This window comes from Cellulosilyticum sp., from assembly GCF_982396655.1.
Genome location: NZ_CEVXFV010000005.1, coordinates 117,527 through 135,635, shown reverse-complemented (window position 1 = coordinate 135,635; position 18,109 = coordinate 117,527). Strand labels below are relative to the sequence as shown.

The 18,109-nt window shown below is 34.5% G+C and carries 14 protein-coding genes and 1 riboswitch; of the genes, 2 read left to right on the top strand and 12 right to left on the bottom strand.

The window, feature by feature from the left end:
* Positions 1-54 precede the first annotated feature (54 nt).
* The 4 genes from AC1VAQ_RS03945 to AC1VAQ_RS03930 all read right to left on the bottom strand — a co-directional run bounded on the left by AC1VAQ_RS03945 (position 55) and on the right by AC1VAQ_RS03930 (position 4,095).
* On the bottom strand, positions 55-1,257 hold the full coding sequence (locus tag AC1VAQ_RS03945; protein ID WP_302598679.1) for a bifunctional 3,4-dihydroxy-2-butanone-4-phosphate synthase/GTP cyclohydrolase II: 1,203 nt from the start codon (positions 1,255-1,257) through the stop codon (positions 55-57).
* A gap of 46 nt (positions 1,258-1,303) precedes the next feature.
* The gene (locus AC1VAQ_RS03940; RefSeq protein WP_302598677.1) at positions 1,304-1,957 is read right to left on the bottom strand and encodes a riboflavin synthase; all 654 of its coding nucleotides are present in this window, start codon (positions 1,955-1,957) and stop codon (positions 1,304-1,306) included.
* A complete protein-coding gene (gene ribD, locus AC1VAQ_RS03935; protein ID WP_302598676.1) occupies positions 1,957-3,054 on the bottom strand; it encodes a bifunctional diaminohydroxyphosphoribosylaminopyrimidine deaminase/5-amino-6-(5-phosphoribosylamino)uracil reductase RibD in 1,098 nt (365 codons plus the stop codon). The genes AC1VAQ_RS03940 and ribD overlap by 1 nt, the downstream gene beginning before the upstream one ends.
* 230 nt (positions 3,055-3,284) lie before the next feature.
* A riboswitch (FMN riboswitch) is annotated at positions 3,285-3,400 on the bottom strand.
* Positions 3,401-3,450: 50 nt separating this feature from the next.
* On the bottom strand, positions 3,451-4,095 hold the full coding sequence (locus tag AC1VAQ_RS03930; RefSeq protein WP_302598674.1) for a site-2 protease family protein: 645 nt from the start codon (positions 4,093-4,095) through the stop codon (positions 3,451-3,453).
* Between the two features lie 332 nt (positions 4,096-4,427).
* On the opposite strand from AC1VAQ_RS03930, the gene AC1VAQ_RS03925 reads away from it, so the two are divergent.
* Positions 4,428-6,359, top strand: a complete 1,932-nt coding sequence (locus AC1VAQ_RS03925; protein WP_302598673.1) for a molybdopterin-dependent oxidoreductase — start codon at positions 4,428-4,430, stop codon at positions 6,357-6,359.
* Between the two features lie 57 nt (positions 6,360-6,416).
* Here the strand turns inward: AC1VAQ_RS03925 and AC1VAQ_RS03920 are convergent, their stop codons facing one another.
* From AC1VAQ_RS03920 to AC1VAQ_RS03890, 7 genes are all read right to left on the bottom strand, one after another.
* The gene (locus AC1VAQ_RS03920; protein ID WP_302598672.1) at positions 6,417-7,355 is read right to left on the bottom strand and encodes a hypothetical protein; all 939 of its coding nucleotides are present in this window, start codon (positions 7,353-7,355) and stop codon (positions 6,417-6,419) included.
* Between the two features lie 123 nt (positions 7,356-7,478).
* Positions 7,479-9,005, bottom strand: a complete 1,527-nt coding sequence (locus tag AC1VAQ_RS03915) for an AMP-binding protein (RefSeq protein ID WP_302598671.1) — start codon at positions 9,003-9,005, stop codon at positions 7,479-7,481.
* Between the two features lie 159 nt (positions 9,006-9,164).
* Entirely contained in the window at positions 9,165-10,712 is a 1,548-nt protein-coding gene (locus tag AC1VAQ_RS03910; RefSeq protein WP_302598670.1) for a nitrite/sulfite reductase, read from the bottom strand.
* 89 nt (positions 10,713-10,801) lie between these two features.
* Positions 10,802-13,993, bottom strand: a complete 3,192-nt coding sequence (locus tag AC1VAQ_RS03905) for a penicillin-binding transpeptidase domain-containing protein (protein ID WP_302598669.1) — start codon at positions 13,991-13,993, stop codon at positions 10,802-10,804.
* 143 nt (positions 13,994-14,136) lie between these two features.
* A complete protein-coding gene (locus tag AC1VAQ_RS03900; RefSeq protein ID WP_302598667.1) occupies positions 14,137-14,331 on the bottom strand; it encodes a CDIF630_02480 family spore surface protein in 195 nt (64 codons plus the stop codon).
* A gap of 3 nt (positions 14,332-14,334) precedes the next feature.
* Entirely contained in the window at positions 14,335-15,054 is a 720-nt protein-coding gene (locus AC1VAQ_RS03895; protein ID WP_302598666.1) for a polysaccharide deacetylase family protein, read from the bottom strand.
* 265 nt (positions 15,055-15,319) lie between these two features.
* Positions 15,320-15,685: an arsenate reductase family protein gene (locus AC1VAQ_RS03890; protein WP_302598665.1), complete on the bottom strand. Its 366-nt coding sequence runs from the start codon at positions 15,683-15,685 to the stop codon at positions 15,320-15,322.
* Positions 15,686-15,918: 233 nt separating this feature from the next.
* On the opposite strand from AC1VAQ_RS03890, the gene perR reads away from it, so the two are divergent.
* Positions 15,919-16,341, top strand: coding sequence for a transcriptional regulator PerR (perR, locus tag AC1VAQ_RS03885; protein WP_302598662.1), 423 nt, complete (start codon positions 15,919-15,921; stop codon positions 16,339-16,341).
* A gap of 82 nt (positions 16,342-16,423) precedes the next feature.
* Here perR and AC1VAQ_RS03880 read toward each other — a convergent pair whose 3' ends face one another.
* Positions 16,424-18,079 carry an ABC transporter substrate-binding protein gene (locus AC1VAQ_RS03880; RefSeq protein ID WP_302598661.1) on the bottom strand — a complete coding sequence of 552 codons (1,656 nt, stop codon included), beginning with the start codon at positions 18,077-18,079 and terminating at the stop codon, positions 16,424-16,426.
* Positions 18,080-18,109 lie beyond the last annotated feature (30 nt).

Below are 18,109 nucleotides of genomic sequence, written 5' to 3'. Positions count from 1 at the left end.
ATGTTTAAAAGGAGTGCTATTCATTTTTAAACAGTAGTTTCGCAATTACCTATTTTATAAGCACTTTAATATATGCCCTAACTTTTCCTGTTTTGTTTTCATATAAAAAATATTATTTTTATTCGTTGGCATCTCAATAGCTTCCCTAGCTGCAATCTCTATGCCATATGTTTCAAGTCCTTCAATCTTTCTTGGATTATTTGTAAGTAATCTAATCTTCTTAACGCCAAGCATCTGTAACATCTTTGCACCTATTGCATAATCCCTTAAATCATCCTCAAAACCTAATTCAAGGTTCGCCTCTACTGTATCAAGGCCCATTTCTTGTAGTTTATATGCCTTGAGTTTATTAATCAGCCCAATTCCACGCCCCTCTTGACGTAAATAAAGCACAATGCCACATCCTGCTTTTTCAATTTGACGTAATGCTGCATGAAGCTGCTCGCCACAGTCACATTTTTGACTGCCAAATACATCTCCTGTCAAACATTCTGAATGGATACGTACAAGCACTTCATCAGCTCCGCTTACATTTCCTTTGACTATCGCCACATGCTCTTGTTTTGTAATTGTATCGATAAAACCATATGTCTTAAAATTGCCATAACAAGTTGGCAACTTAATTTCCACAGCTTGCTCTACCCAGTTATCATATATTTTACGATATACAATAAGGTCTTCAATTGTAATAATCTTTAAATCATGTATCTTTGCAAATGCTATGAGATCATCACGTCTGGCCATGGTGCCATCTTCCTTCATAATCTCACAGATTACACCTCCTTCTTTAAATCCAGCAAGTCTTGCCAAATCTACTGCTGCCTCTGTGTGTCCTTTTCTTACCAATACGCCTCCCTCACGTGCAACAAGCGGAAACATATGTCCTGGTCTTCTAAAATCCTCTGCTTTAATGCCCTCTTCAAACAGTCTTTTGATTGTCTCTGCTCTCTCGAAAGCTGAAATGCCAGTTGTCACCTCTTTGTAATCTATAGAAACTGTAAAGGCTGTTTCATGATTATCTGTATTCTTACTTACCATTGGATTAAGTTCCAACGCTTCAGCATGTGTCTTGTTAATAGGGCAACAAATAAGTCCCTTTCCATAGGTTGCCATAAAGTTAATTGCTTCAGGCGTTACCTTCTCTCCTGCTATAAATAAATCACCTTCATTTTCTCTACTCATATCGTCAACAACAATGATCATCTTGCCTTCTCTTATATCTTGCAGTGCTTTCTCTATACTTGAAAATGCATTCATTTGACATCCTCCTTTTATAAAAATGCTATATTTGATTTCTCTACGGCTATAAAAAATTGTATTTTTCTAGAAAATCCTTGGTCAGATTTGACGCTTTTCTTATGGGTTCTTCCCTAAAGTTTAAGAGCCTTTCAATATATTTACCCACCATATCACATTCTAGATTGACTAAATCACCTTTCTTCTTCTGAAGTAAATGGGTATTTTGTGCTGTATGCGGAATAATAGAGACCTTAAAAAACGTTTGCCCTACCTCTGCTACTGTCAGACTGACACCATCTATAGCAATAGACCCCTTATACACGATATATTTTAAAATTTCTGCTGCTGCACTTACCGTAAGCCATGTGGCATTCTCATCCTTAGCAATATGGCTAATTTCACCTTGCCCATCAATATGACCACTCACCATATGTCCACCTAATCGACTTTGCAACGTTAAGGCTCTTTCTAAATGTACGAAACTTCCCTGTTGTAACTCGCTTAGATTACTTTTATTAACGGTTTCTGACATAACATCTACCTCAAAACTGTCCTTTCCTAAATTTGTTACCGTTAAGCATACACCATTTGTACAGATGCTATCTCCTAACTGTGTGCCTGCTAATACTTTTTTAGCATGAATACGTAGTTTAATTGCATGGCTACCTCTTTGAATATCTGCAATGGTTCCAATTTCTTCAACTATCCCTGTAAACATTAAACCTCCCCCTTTTTCACTTCACCAGTCATGCAAAAGTCTTCTCCCAGCTTACTGACCTCTAAGTTTTCAAGGCGAATTGCATCTTCTAGATTATAAATCCCTTTTCCTTCTACAGGTGTTTTAGCCGTTTCACCCCCTATTATTTTAGGACTAATATAACATTTCACTGCATCTACAATTCCCGATTGTAAAGCTGCTGCATTTAATGTAGCCCCCCCTTCTAATAAAATGCTATCGATGCCCTGTTCCCCAAGCTTTTTCATCAGCTCTTTTAAATCCACATGATTTTCCTTAGCTTTAGTTTCTATAATCTGTACGCCTGCCTTCTTAAGTATCTCCTTCTTTGCTTCAGGTGCTCTGCTTGTAGTAGCTACAATCAATTGATTTGTCATAGCATTTTGTACAAGATGACTTTTTAGACTCAGCTGAAGCTGACTATCTACTACAATAGGAATAGGATTTCTCCCACCTTCTATTCTGCAAGTTAAAAATGGATTGTCTAGGATTGCAGTTCTACTGCCGACCATAATTCCCATGAGCTTATTTCTTAATCTATGTACATCACATCTTGCTTCTTCTCCTGTAATCCATTTTGACTGCCCTGTTGCTGTTGCAATTTTCCCATCTAAACTCATAGCTGTTTTCATCACTACATATGGCATTTTTGTCACAATGTATTTCATAAACACTGCATTTAAACGGTGGCATTCTTTTTCTAGTACCCCCACTGTTACTGCAATACCTGCTTCTTGTAGTTTTCTAATCCCACGTCCTGCTACTAAAGGATTTGGATCTAAGCTCCCAATTACAACGTGGCTTACTTTTTCTCTTATGACAAGTTCTACACAAGGCGGTGTCTTGCCATAGTGGCTACATGGTTCTAGCGTCACATATAAGGTGGCACCTTCTGCACTTTCGTTGCAATTTTTAAAAGCATTTACTTCCGCATGTGCCTGCCCATATGCCATGTGATAACCTTCTCCAATAATCTTGTTGTCCTTTACGATAATAGCACCTACCATAGGATTTGGATTAACCCTTCCTTCACCTAACTTTGCAAGTGCCAATGCTTTTGTCATATAATACTGATCCATACGTCACCTTCTTTGCGAATTCAGGCTCATTAAGCTTAAAATAAGCATAAAAAAAAGCCTTATCATAAGGCTTCAGGTTTTATCTCCCAAATTGAACCAAAGCTGCACAAATTAACTTTCAAATTCAAAAAATTAAATACAGCTAAAAAATAAAGTTAAACTTTCCTAACTTTATAAAAAAACTCTGAAATAATACTATTTCAGAGTGATGGCTCAATTATGTCACGTTATTTTTGCTTCTTCCATCCAGACTTTACTGTCGGCTTCGGAGTTTCACCGAATCTGCCATTTACGGCTCGCGGGCTTTACCGCCGGTAGGGAATTTCACCCTGCCCTGAAGACTTATTTGATTAACACTAAGTATACTCACTTCAATTTAGTGTGTCAATATATTTTTTATGATAATCCTAAAATCATAGCCACACTATGCCAAATCCCATTTGTTATGCCACTATGTAATAAATCTAGTGGTTTATCTAATATATTTGTGATAAGTAAAAGCATTAAAATGCCTTGACCATAACGCTCATAGCGCATAAAAGCAAAATACTTGTCTGTTGGTAAAAGTGCACCTACAATTTTAGAGCCATCAAGAGGTGGGAATGGAATTAAATTAAAACTTCCAAGACCAATATTAATAATTGCTAAGTAGTTTAAAAATGTAAATAAATTAACCACAAAGTCATCTGCATATCCCCCTGTTGTTTTTAAAATCACACCCATGCCAAACATACTTAAAAATGCAATAACAAAGTTAGTTAGCGGCCCAGCCAATGCTACGAGTACCATTCCTAACTTTTTATTTTTATAGTAGTTTGGATTTACCATGACCGGTTTTGCCCAACCAAAATGGAAAAAAATCAGACAAAGTGTGCCCACAGGATCTAAATGATGCAGTGGGTTTAACGACAACCTTCCTCTTGCTTTAGGCGTTGGGTCTCCACATAAATGAGATACAAAGCCATGTGCATACTCATGCAAGCAAATCGCAATTAGTACCGCTGGTACTGTATAAATTAATTGTTCAAATAAATCACTCATGCTATATCCTCTCTATTTTACTTATACTATAGAGAAACCAACTAAAAACTTGAAATATACATGTACGTAAATTGTTTTCTCCCAATGATTTCACATGACTAAAAAGTATGAATAACTAAATTTTATAAATGTGAAATCTATATAAATCCTATAGCTATTTTGTCTCGCTATAGATTTTAATTTTATAGTATGTTTCTCTATCATTTTTTATATCTTATCATTTTATTATATAGACACTATAAATGTCTTGTCAAAACATTATATTTTCTCTTTATCTAATCTATTATATAATAAAATACATATTTACTATCTTACATGAATAAAGGAGTCTTATGAAAAAAATCAGTCACGGATGTACATTAGATTGCTTTGATTGTTGCAAGTTTAATGTATATGTCGAAAAAAATAAAGTTATAAAAATAGAGGGCGACCCTCTACACCCTTATACCAAAGGATTTATTTGCAAAAAAGGGCTTGCGCATTTAGACCGCTTAACCCATCCTAATCGCCTTACCAAACCACGCCTAAAAGTGGGGGAATCTTGGCAAGAAATTTCTTTTGAAGAAGCACTTGAACTAATGGCAAATAAGCTAAGCCATTATAAAAATACCTATGGCAGCCAAAGTGTTCTTTATTATGAACAATACGGTAATGGTTCTCTTTTAAAAAGCATTGGTGACTTATTCTTTAACTTTTATGGCGGTGCCACAAAACAAAAAGGGGGGCCTTGCTGGAGTGCAGGCATTGCTGCTCAAAAAGCTGATTTTGGAGATAGCAAAAGTCATGCCTTAGAAGATATGCTAAATAGTAAAGCCATCTTCGTTTGGGGAAAGAATCCTGCTTCAACTACCATTCATACGATGCAAATGCTTAGAAAAGCAAAAAAACAAGGTATTCCTATTATTGTCATTGATCCAATCTATACGCAGACAGCACAACTAGCGGACTACTATATTCAAATAAAGCCTAATGGAGACTATGCCCTGGCACTTGCTATGGGGAAAATGATTATTGAAAATAACCTATATGATACTACTTATATTGCAAAATATGTGAATGGTTTTACTGCTTATAAAACTTATGTAGAAAGCCTAAGCCTTGAACAGCTTCTTGCTGATTGCGGCCTTAGCAAAGATACACTTACTACTTTAGTTGCACTCTATACCCAAAAATATACAACTATTTTATTAGGTTATGGTCTTCAAAAATACTACAATGGTGGGGCAACTATTCGCCTAATTGACGCTTTAGGTGCAATTACAGGACAAATTGGTTTTAGCGGAGGGGGTATTAACTATGCCAATAAAGTATACCCTAAACTTTTAAACACAGATCCATATCATAGTGAAACTTATGGTATAAATCGCTATGTCTATGTCAGTGATCTTAGTAACTTTATTATGCAAAATACTTCAGACGATAGCATACCCATTAAAATGGCTGTTATTGTAAAAAGCAATTTACTTAATCAATTACCTCAGCTGAATACCCTTAAAGCTGCATTTGATACCATTGAATTTAAAGTTTGTTTTGAACAGTTTATGACCGATACTGCCAATGCCTGTGATTTAATCATTCCGGCAACAACTTCTCTTGAAAGCGAAGACCTTCTTTATAGTTCGATGACAAATCCTTATTTGACCTATAACGAAAAAGCTGTCTCGCCACTTCATCCCCTTATGGATGAATATGCTTTCTTTGCAGCTTTAGCTGATAAAATGTGCCTACCTGCATATCCTCAGGTTTCTAAATCAGATTATTTAAAGCAAGTATTAGCACCTCTTAAGGTTATTGAACCTAATATTTCATTAGACTATTTAAAAACGCATTATTTTACATGTCATAAAAATATTGCCTGGGAAAATCAAATATTCGACACGCCCTCTCATAAATTTGAAATATATACACCCGCGTGCTATACATCACCTCAAATGAAGAAAGGGCTACGTCTTCTAACCACCCATAGTAAAGATACATTGTTTAGTCAGCATATGATGGATGAATCAGGTATCGCTAAAGCTTATATTAGCCCTAAAACTGCTTCTCTCTATCAACTAAAAACTGACCAAATTGCTGTACTTGCCTCAGAATACGGACAAATCGATGTGTATTTTATCATTGATGATACAATTCAAGATGACCTCGTCATGATGCATGTGGGCTGGTGGCGCAAACACGGTAATCCAAATAGCCTTACACTTTCTCACGAATCTGACCTAGGCGGACAAGTTGTTTATCACGAAACTTTTGTAGATATTAAGTAAAAAGAAATGTCATGAAAACGTTTATAGTTTCATGACATTTCTTTTTAAAAATGACTATTAACTTTTTATGAAGTAATTTAAAGCTTTTGTTTGCTTTTCTCTAATTTTCACATCATAATCCATGACAATGCCAAGCCCTAGGAGTGCATACAAGGTCCATTTAAATGCATGAATCATGGCAAAAAGCGTCATAATTAATACGCCATTAGTGATGAGAGAAGAACGCGTCTTAATATAGCACCACTGACTTACAATGCCCCAACAGTCCGCCACAATAAAGTATAACAAGATATATTTGGTACTAATAAGAAAAGCCTTGACATAAGCTATTTGACTCATAGGCATCACCGATACTGCTATCAGATAAAGTACACCTATTAAAACATATTTTCTTGAACAGTACATATAAGGTCTATACTTAAAAAAATTTCTAATCACTTTGTGCTTATTTTTAGTTTGCTCATCTAGCATTCCTAAACGTTTAGCAACCATTAGGCTACATACATAAACAATAACCATTGTGCCAATAGGTACCGATGCAATCCCCAAATAATAAACAACTTCTTCTAATTCTTTATATCCCGTAAACCCTAAAAAATCTACAGAATCTAAAAGACTGACGCCCGTTAAGATTCTAAGGAAATAATCCATAAATAACATAATGACACATCCTGCAATAGACGCTAATAAGAGATCATCCATTACCTGTGCCTCACGCCTTATTAAATATCCCGCCAAAAGTCCTAGCATGACACTTTGAATCATCCACACACTTGATGTGATGCGTCCTAATCCCAATGCCACAACCAATAAGGTATTAATACTTGCTAGCATTGCCCATTTAATACCACACTGCAAATAAATGATTACAATAACAATGGGTACAATGAAATCCAAATAAATTTGTCCACCAATGCCTGTCCCTATAAAAATAATGCTCAATATAATAAGCATTGCTGACAAAATTGCTGACCGTGTTAATTTCTCTGTTTCCATCACATCTCACCTTTTCTACTTTATCCTATAAGCTTATACTTCTTTTGTAAAGGCTTCATGTGCAAAAACAAAGTAACTAAAAAAGGATACGTGCGTATCCTTTAAATTTTAAAATGACCTACTTTATTCTGCCACCTCTTCTTGTTGCTTTGGCGCTTTAGCATATTCTCTTTGATAAATATTTTTAAGTTCAAACTTTCTAATTTTACCACTTCCTGTTTTAGGTAACTCATCCACAAAATAAATATAACGTGGTACCTTGTGTTTAGCTAAGAAACGCATTAAGAATTTTTTCAGTTCAACTTTGCTAATAGGTTCCTTGACTACAATAAAAGCTGCAATCTCTTCACCTTTAAATTTATCTGGCACCCCAATGACTGCGACTTCATTAACAAGTGGAAATTGTAATAATACACTTTCAATTTCATTCGGTGCAATATTTTCACCTGCACGTATAATGAGTTCTTTTAATCTGGCATGAATGCTAAAATAACCTTCTTCATCCTGTACGGCATAATCTCCTGAATGAATCCATCCATCTTCTTGTATTGTCTCTCTTGTCGCTTTTTCATTATTGAGATAACCTAAGAAAGGATAAGGTTCACGAAATACAAGCTCACCTTCTACCCCACGTGGTACCTCTAAGTTAGTTGCTGGATCTACGATTTTGGCTTCAATACCTGGCATAGCCTTTCCTGCTGTTGTCATACGTTTCTCCATCGTATCATGAATTGTGGATACTGTAATGGCTAGAACCTCTGTTTGACCATACATCTGTACAATTTCAGGAATATCTAAATCATCACGAATACTTTCCATCACTTCTTTAGAAACAATGGAACCTGCAATAAGTGCTGCTCTCAAGCAACTTATATCATAGCATTTATAACGTTTTAAAAGATACATAAACATTGTTGGCACTGCATGGAATATGGTACATCTATACTCTTCTATTGTTTGAAGCACCTTTGTTACCTCAAATCCTTCAATAATCGTCATTTTTGCACCATAATGAAACACTGGAAGTACAGTTAAACTACTGCCCAATGCATGTGCAAGTGGTACACATAATAGTAAGTTATCATCCGCATTATATGGTAATACCTCTGCAAAACGTCTCGTATTCCATACGATTAATGAATGTGGGCTTAAAATCGCTTTAGGATTACTTGTTGTACCTGAAGAAAATTGGATAAAAGCCACATCAGACTCTTTTACCTCATTTTGCCATGCGCGTACTGTTTCATCACTGATTGTTTTTCCTCTTTCAAGAAGCTGTGCTAAGTCATCTTCAAATACAATACATTTAAAATCTTCTACACGCTTATCTGTAAATAAATATTTTACATCCGCAAAATCTATAGCATATGCTAATTCTTGTACTGTTAAATTTGCATTTAAAATTACCAGTACAATTCCTATTTTAGTTGCCGCCATCTCTAAGGCAATCCATTCTGGTGTATTTGCAGATTTAATAGCAATATGGTCATTGCGTGTAAGCCCCATTGCAATAAGACCTTTTGATAATTTCGTTACATATTCATGAAACTGCCCATATGTATAGTGCTCTCCTGTACTAGGAAAATAAATACAATCTCTTTCTCTATATTTTTCACATACTTCATCAAAAAAACTACCAATACAAAGCACTCTATTTCCCCCTTTAATAATCTCTTTCTCTATTAAATCTCATTTCAAGATTAGCACCATATTTTTTAGTTGTCAAACAATTTAGTCATGTTTTAATTTTATTTCTTTTCCTTTTTGACAAATAAAAAAGTGAGTCCATCTAAGGCTCACTTTTCATAATCATACTCTATATTTTTCTACTAATGCTTCTACCTCTTCTGCTTGTTTATGGATAAATTCTTTATAATTTAAACCGCTTACTTCTACTTGTTTTGCAAGTTCAAATAAAAATTCTGGTACCGCCTCTTCAGGAATATCGCCATAACTTTTTCCTAACTTAGTTTCACCAATTTTACATACACCGTCTAAAAATAGTTCAAAAACATTACACATCTTACCATCTACACGTTTCATTCTTCCCATAAAACCAATGCGTCCTATTTGATGTACGCCGCAAGAGTTTTGGCATCCCGAAATATGAATACTAGGTAGTACATCTTTGCTATATCCTTCTTTATGAAATTTCTCCACAATATTATTAAGGGTTGCCTGACTATTAAGAAGACCCATCTGACAGATTGGTACCCCAATACAAGAACTGCTACATTCCAAACGATTTTTGGCATTATACGCATTTAATGCTTCATATACCTGTTTTGCCTCACTACCTGTAAGATTTACAATATATAATCCTTCTGACATTGATAAACGAATATGCACATCTTCCATTGGATTAATAAGCTCTAATATCTTATCGATAATATCTGTCTTCAATTGACCACCAATAGGATGGAAATAATAACTGTAAAGTCCTTCTTGTTTTTGAGGAATCACGCCATCATAGCCATCTTCTATTTTTTCACCCTGTTTAGTATAAACTGGTGCTTCTACATTAAGTTTTAGTCCTTCAATCTTGTAAGCTTCTTCTAAAAAGCTCATAAATGTTTTCTTAAACTCTTCTTCTCCCATACGTTCTAAAATATAACGTACCCTTGCCTTACTATGATTCTCATAATCACCGTGGGCTATAAAGAACTGTACCATTGCTTCAAGGACATAAAGCGTGTCTTCAGCTTTAATAAGTTTGTCTAAGCTTACAGATGTTCGAGGGTCTCTTCCAAGTCCTCCACCTAAGTAAACTCTAAAATACTTTTCACCATCTTGATTAACTGCCAAGAAGCCTAAATCTTGTACAGTAATATGTGAACCATCCTTTTCATTATTTGAATAAGAAACTTTTAACTTACGTGGTAATTTATATGTTGTTATGCGTTGTAAGAAATATGCATTGGCCGCCATAGCATAAGGCACTACATCAAAAGCTTCTTCTTCTAATCCTGAAAGCGGAGACATCGCCACATTTCGAGGATAGTTCCCACCTGCACCTCGTGTATAAATATTTTTTTCAATCCCCTCCTTCATAACTTCACAGACTGTATCCATACTAATACCATGAAATTGTATAGCTTGTCTCGTTGTAAGATGTATATGATCAATGCCGTGTCTCTTAACCATATCATTCACAATGCCTAACTGTTCTTTAGAGAGGACACCAGACAAAATTCTTAATCGAATCATAAAGTTCTTTTTGTCCCTATGTGCATAAACACCGAAGCCACCTGAGAGCTTTTTAAAGTCCATCTTAGACAACTCACCATTTAAGAACTTTTCCCCTGCTTCTTTAAAACCTGGAATTTCCGCCAAAAGCCTTTCTTTTAACCCTTCCATTATATGCCTCCTAATATTTTTTTCTCATAAATAGAATACCTTATATTTAACGAATTCATTCATTAAATATAAGGTATTCTTTTCATTCTTTATTCTACTAAATGTGTTCCTATATTTGAACCTTGCGTTTTTTCACTATCGGTTTCTATATCAAAATATGCTTCTAATACACTTCTTGCAAGCTTTGTGTTATGAGACCCTAAACCATTTGCACCATACATACTTGTTACAATTGCAATTTCTGGATTATCATAAGGTGCAAATCCTACAAACCAAGAATGCTCGTATTGTCCCTGTTGTGCTGTTCCTGTTTTAGCACCAATATCAATAGGGAAGTCTGCAAAAACAGAACTTGCTGTACCTGATGTATCATCAACTACTCGCTTCATTCCTTTATAGACACTATCTAACGTAGAATCTGCTATATTAAGTTCATTATAAACCTTAGGCGGATTTTCTTCATAAAGCTGTGAATCTTTATTATCGTAAATCCCTGCAATAACACTTAAATCATATACTTCTTTACCATTTGCAAGTCCCGCAATATAACGTGCAACTTGAATTGGTGTATATGCATTATTTCCTTGTCCAATAGCTGTACGAATTGTAATGGCTGTTGTCCATTCCATTTGAATATTTTCAAAGTAATTATTTAAATAAACATTGAATATACGTGTTTCAATCTTATCTGCAATTAAGTTATAGGCATCAAAATTGCCCGCCTTAATAGCTGCAATACGACTTTCTAATTCTGGCTTCAAGCTTTGCTCATCTGCTGTAAGATTACTTAAAGCATTTTCATAAGCTGTTAAATACGCTTCTGAAACCAGTTGCTGTGGCATTTTTTTCACTGTTTTTAAAATAGCACGATGTGTATTTTCACTTACTACACCTAGTAAAATGTCACTAATTTCGTTTTTAGTCTTAAGTTTTAAAGACTGATCACTTGTATCAGCTAATACATTATCCACAACTTCTTTAACTTGTGGCGTAATTGTATCTTTTAAACTTTCTTCAACATCACCTAATAAACGATTATAAATATTACTTAAATCACTACCTAGTACTTTTGATAATTCTGTATCTAAGCTTTTCTTTAAATCATATTGTACGAGATAATCAATTTTAGCCTCAGTATCACCTGATTTTGTATTGCTATATGGATAAAATCCTGTTTCTACATAAGTTACTACATCTTCATATAAAGATTTCTTGCCATTTTCATCTAGTCGACGTAAATTATTTAACGCACGTGATGTATAAGTCTGTACAAGGTTCCCTGGTGTAGACACATTAGGTGATTCTTCTTCAAGCTCTATATTGGTCTTTTTATCAAGACCAAACATTTCTACATATTTTGTAAGTGCATCAATACCACCATATGGCATCCCATACTTAAGCCCTAACCTATAGGCTACATCAAAGAAGAAGTAATTACACGATACCTCTAGTGCGTGTTCTACATCCACTGCTCCATGTCCATAACCACTATTGGTAAAAATCCAACACTTTGGATATGGTTGCCCTGCGCGTGTATATACACCTGTATCATTAATAATTGTATCTTTTGTAATAACGCCTTCTTCAAGCCCTGCTATTGCCGAAATCATTTTAAATGTAGAACCTGGTGCCATCGTTGTTCTTGTCGCACGATTCCAAAGCATATCTCTACTGTCTACGCCATCATGGAACATAGTATAATAGCGGTTAAAGTTCTGTGTCATTTGATTACTATCATAAGATGGATATCCTACAACAGCCAAAGTTTCACCTGTATTTACATCTACCACAACAGCTGAACCGCTATATGGTGCAATGGCTGCTTGATCGGGTTTTAATCTACCTGCCTCATATTCCTGAATCAAAATAGATTCTAATGAAGGATAACTTCCACTCCAAATTTGCTGAACAAGTGTATCACTAAGTTGTAAACTACCTTGTTCACTTAAAGCAAGTAATAGTTCACGATTTGTAATTGTGCTATCCTCTGCATTTATCATATTTGAAAAGTGCTGTTTTAAAGTAAGCTTTGTTTTTTCTTCATCAGGTAAATTCTTTTCTGCTATCTCTAATGCTGCTAATGTCTTTTCATAATCTGCATTTACTTTATCATAAAGTTGTTTTTGCATTTGCTCTTGTGGTGCTTTTTGCATATCGCTTAAAACAAGTTGATTGTTATCTACCATTGATACAATAACTTCACGTCCTGTTAATGGCATAACACCTCTTCCTTGTCCTCTTAAGCGTTGTACAATAGCTGCACTTAGTTGCTGCTCAATGGCATTATAAGCTGCAAGCTGTAAATCTGCATCAATTGTTAGATACACATCATTACCATCTTTATTGTCAGCTTCCTCTAAAGTAAACACTTCCCGTCCCATATTATCAACTTCAATAACCTTTTTACCTTTTTCACCACGAAGTTCTTGCTCCATGGTGCTTTCAACCCCACCTTGCCCTATAACATCATCTTGGTCATAGCCCTGTTCCTTCATTGTTTCATACTGGCTTGCTGTGATTTTACGTGTATACCCTAGAACATTTCCAAACTCTTTGCCATATACATAATAACGTTGTGACTCTACTTCAGCCATTATACTTGGATACTTTTCTTTATTCTCTTCAATAGCTGCTAATGTCTCACTTGAAATATTCTCTGCAATTGTAATCTTCTTATATTTTTGATAAGCTGTCTGATACATTTCAAGACGCATTGCAATAATCTTTCTAGCATCTTCATTACTGATTGTTTTACTTATAGCAAACACATCATTACGCATGTAGTCCATAAGCTGCTCTGCTGAATAACCATATAAAATCTCTTTGTGCTCTTGATCATCATATGGTAAATAATTTGTTATAAAAGAACGCTTAGTACTTTCATCACCTGTAAATGTAAAAGGTTCCGTCTTAGTAATCGGTACATTATCAATATATGTATCATTATTAGCTTCTAGTAAATTGGCAACACTTAATAAAATCTCATTAAGTGTGTCTTTCTTCATATCAACTTGTGCGTCTACTTTAAGAACATAAATTGGTTTATTAGTTGCTAATGGCTTACCATATCTATCATAAATAATACCACGTACCGCTGGAACTTCTACGGTTCGTTCTACACTAGCTCTTAAATCTTCCTCATAACTTTCATGATCAATGATTTGCAATTTATAAAACTTTAATATAAGCACAATATACATGCAGACAAAAATTCCTGCAAGTAAAATTAATCTATCTGAAATAAAATTTTTCTTATTTGAATTTAACTTATTTCTTCCCATTTTTCACTTCCTCATTAAATAGATGTTTCTTTACATCATACCCTCTATTTTAACTGATTCCGCTAATAACCACAAGTTTTTATACGAAATTAAAACAAAGTTTTTAATCCTGCAAACGCAGGTATTAAAAACTTTGTCGTAATTTATAGCTTACTCCCATTATCTACCCATTCTTTATCATTAATTACATTACTTTCAGAAGGAATTGTTACATGAGAATGTGCTAATTCTTTTTCAATATTTGCTCTTGCTTCTGTTAACTCACTATGTGAACAAGTTGTGTTATTTAGGCGTTTATTGTCCTTGCCATCTAGTGCTTCACTTTTTAGTCCTTTCATTTTTCAACATCCTTTCTTTGTTTGTCCTAATCTCACAGGGCTTACTTCTGGTGTAATTGCCTCTGATGTATAGCCGTTTTCTTCCATCCAATTGATGAACAGCTCCATTGTTTCAAGTACATGATGAATATCATGGAACAATACTACCTTAGGTTGCTTTTTACAAGTTATCATCATCTTTGTTGTGGCAGCATACGTTCTTTGCGGATTGCGATAAGACCAATCTCTCGAATCAACATTCCAGTCCCAAATAATATATTCATGAGAAGTTAATGCTTTAAGTTGTGCCTTGGATAGGTAAGGATAACTCCCATAAGGTGTACGTACTAGAGGTGTCCTAAAGCCAGCTATTTTTTCCAAAGTACTATTGGCACACTCCATCTCATTTAAAGGCCCCCTCGTGCCACTATAGAACATATCTTTTTCATGAGATACGCCATGTAGCCCAATACCATGACCTTCTTCAACCATGCGTTTTACAACATCTGGATGACTCTCCATCCCATCCTTTAACATAAAAAAGGTTGCCTTCATATGGTGGGCATCCAATAAATCTAAGAGGCGCTGGGTGTACTCACTAGGTCCATCATCAAAGGTCAAATAAAGTACTTTTTGCTGGGATTCCTGCGTATTTTTTACATCCTGTGCCCAAGCTGTTTGTACTATGCAAATAGCACATAATAAAATTGCCCATATCCTTATTTGACTTTTTCTTTTCTTCATTTCTTCCATCCCTTACTTATTTTGGCCTAATCTCCTATCCAACATTTAGTATAAGCAGTTTTCATAATATAATACTTTTTTAATGTACACATTTTCATAATATTTCATTCTCCTTAATTTATGCCTATCATAAAATCATTTCTAAAAAAATAAAGCGACTAACACCCATTATCTTTGAAAGTAAGAAAGTTAAAAATCAAGCTTTCCTACTCTATAAAAAAAAGTACCGACAAAACACACCTACTTGTTTCATCAGTACTTTCATTTATGATAATGTCTTTATAAAATGCTCATAAGCCTCTTCTTTGAAACCAACTAAAACAGTTTCTTCTGTAATTAATAATGGTCTTTTTACAAGCATCCCATTAGAGGCTAATAAACTTACAGCTTCATCTAAATCCATATTTTTCACTTTATCTTTAAGACCTAGCTCTTTGTAAACTAAGCCACTTGTATTAAAGAACTTTTTAAATTCTAGACCACTTTTTTGAATCCATTCTTTTAGTTCTTCTGCTGTTGGCGGTGTTTCTACAATATGGCGTTCATTTACACTTATATTATGGTCTTTTAAATATTTAAGTGCACGCTTGCAGGTTGTACATTTTGGATAATGTAATAATAATGGTGTCATGTCTTTCTCCTTATTGCTCTATCTTTATATTTCATTTTATAACCTTAGCATTAATCTACCATTACATATAACTTTTTAGCAAGCCCTTTATTATTTTTTAATAATACTTGTAATTTTTTCCATTTTTTTAAAACTCACAATATATATGGGCAATATCTAAAAATTTTTCTTGTAATTCTTAGTCAAGTAGAATATAATTTATTTAATAATGATTATCATCAAGGAGGTGACTTATGTTAGAACTTACAGCAATACTTAAAGCACATCAACTCAAAGTAACACCTCAGCGTCTTTCTATTTTTAAAATGCTTCGTAATACGCACATCCACCCTAGTGCGGAAACGATTTATAATAGCTTACGCGAGGAACACCCTACAATGAGTCTTGCTACAGTTTATAAAACTTTAGACTCATTTGTTCAGCACGGTCTTATAGCACAACTTAATTTAGGCGAAGATAGTTATCGTTATGATGCAGATACAACGCCGCATTTACATCTTCAATGTACTGAATGTAAAGAAGTTGTAGATATGCCAATGCCGAGTCATGTAGCGCCACTTAGAGATGAAGTAGCTACTCAAAGTGGCTATACGCTTACTAGTGAACGTATTTATTTCTATGGTATTTGTCCAAAATGCCAAAGCAAACAAGACTAAACTAAACTTACTAAACTTACTAAACTTATAAAATAAAAGACAGATCCCCTGATTTGTCTTTTATTTTATACTATTTCTATTCTTATTTAAGTAAATCCTTTGTTCTTTCATATGTTGCATTTACATTTGAAATAAATTTATCTGCTCCTTTATTTTGGCACTCAGCTACATAACTATCCCAATTTCCTTCAATATCCTCATCACCTAAAATGAATTTTAAAGTCATTTGTGTCACATAATCCATAAGTGGTGTTACAATAAGATTGTTTTCTTCATTTTCATCTTCATCTGACATAATTGGTGGATCAATCTTTGTTGCTTCTCTTAAATTAACTGTTCTATTATAGTAATCCTTTTCAAAGTCTGAATACATAGATGTCTTAAGATCTACAGAACCGCCATAAGAGAATACGCCACCTGAAAATCCATAATCGGCATTAAGCTTCTTAGGTGCATTAATATCATTAATACCATTATAATAAATATCAGACTTAAGTACACGTTTTCCCTCTACAACATCATATGTCACACCTTCAACGCCCCATTTAACTAACTCTTGGCCTTCGTCACTATACCATAACCAGTCTACAAAGTTCATAAACTTCTTAAATTCTTCTTCACCCAGATCTAATGCCTTTGAACTAATCATAACACCATTTTCAAGTCTAGAAGATTCAATTTGTAATTGTCCTGCTGGTCCACCTGGTTGTGTAATTAAATATGTTTCATAATTTCCTTCTCCTAGTGAACTATTTAATTTTTCCTTTAAGTCTTGTGCTGTCTGTGTATTTGCAGAAATCACAAAGCTTTCTCCTGTTACAAATTTAGCAATTGCTTGGTCATCTGTTTGCGTAAAGCTTTCTGGGTCCATAAGGCTTTCTTCAATTAATTTATTAAAGTAACTTACAAATTCCTTATATTCGTCTGTAATAGGATTGAAATAAAATGATTCTTTATCCCAGTCAAATTTCGTACCACTACCTTTACCCCAGCCTGAACTTACGCCAAATACCTTTGCTGCAATATTAAGTGTTGCACCACCTTCCCAGCGGTCTGAAAATACATATTTATCTGGGTAAGCTTCTTTAACTTTCTTCATATCATTATAAAAATCATCATAAGTATAATTTGCTTCATCTATTTTAATGCCTAATTTATCAAAGATATCTTTTCGAATTAAGAAAGAATATCCCCCACCAGCTGCCTCATGTAAACCTGGTAGAACATAAAATTTACCATCCCCCTGTCTAATTTGATTGAGATCTGATTCCATATCCCATTTCTCAACCTTTTCTTTAAAGTTTGGCATATAATCAAGATAATCACTTACTGGTAAAATCGTTCCTGAAGATACAAACACAGATTCTTCACCTGGATATGTTTTTGGAATAATAAGTGGTGCCTGCCCAGATGAGACAAGTAGATTTCTCTTATCTGTATAATCTTTCCTTGGTACACATGTGATATCAAAACTTACATTGCTCTTATCTTTAATCGCCTGCCAAAGTAACCAATCTTCTTTCATTGGATAAGCTTCATTATCACTAAAAAGCATAGAATATGTTACTGGCTCCTCTGAATGAAATGTTTCTCCCGCTTTAAAATCACTAGGTGCTAAGCTCGGCTTAGCTTCATCTACATTACTTGATGCTGCTGTTTTTTCTTCACCACAAGCCGTCATTGAAAGTCCCATGCAGGCTATAAGAGATAGTGCCATAAAACGTTTAAACTTTTTCATTTTCATTCCCCCTAATAATAATTATTATAT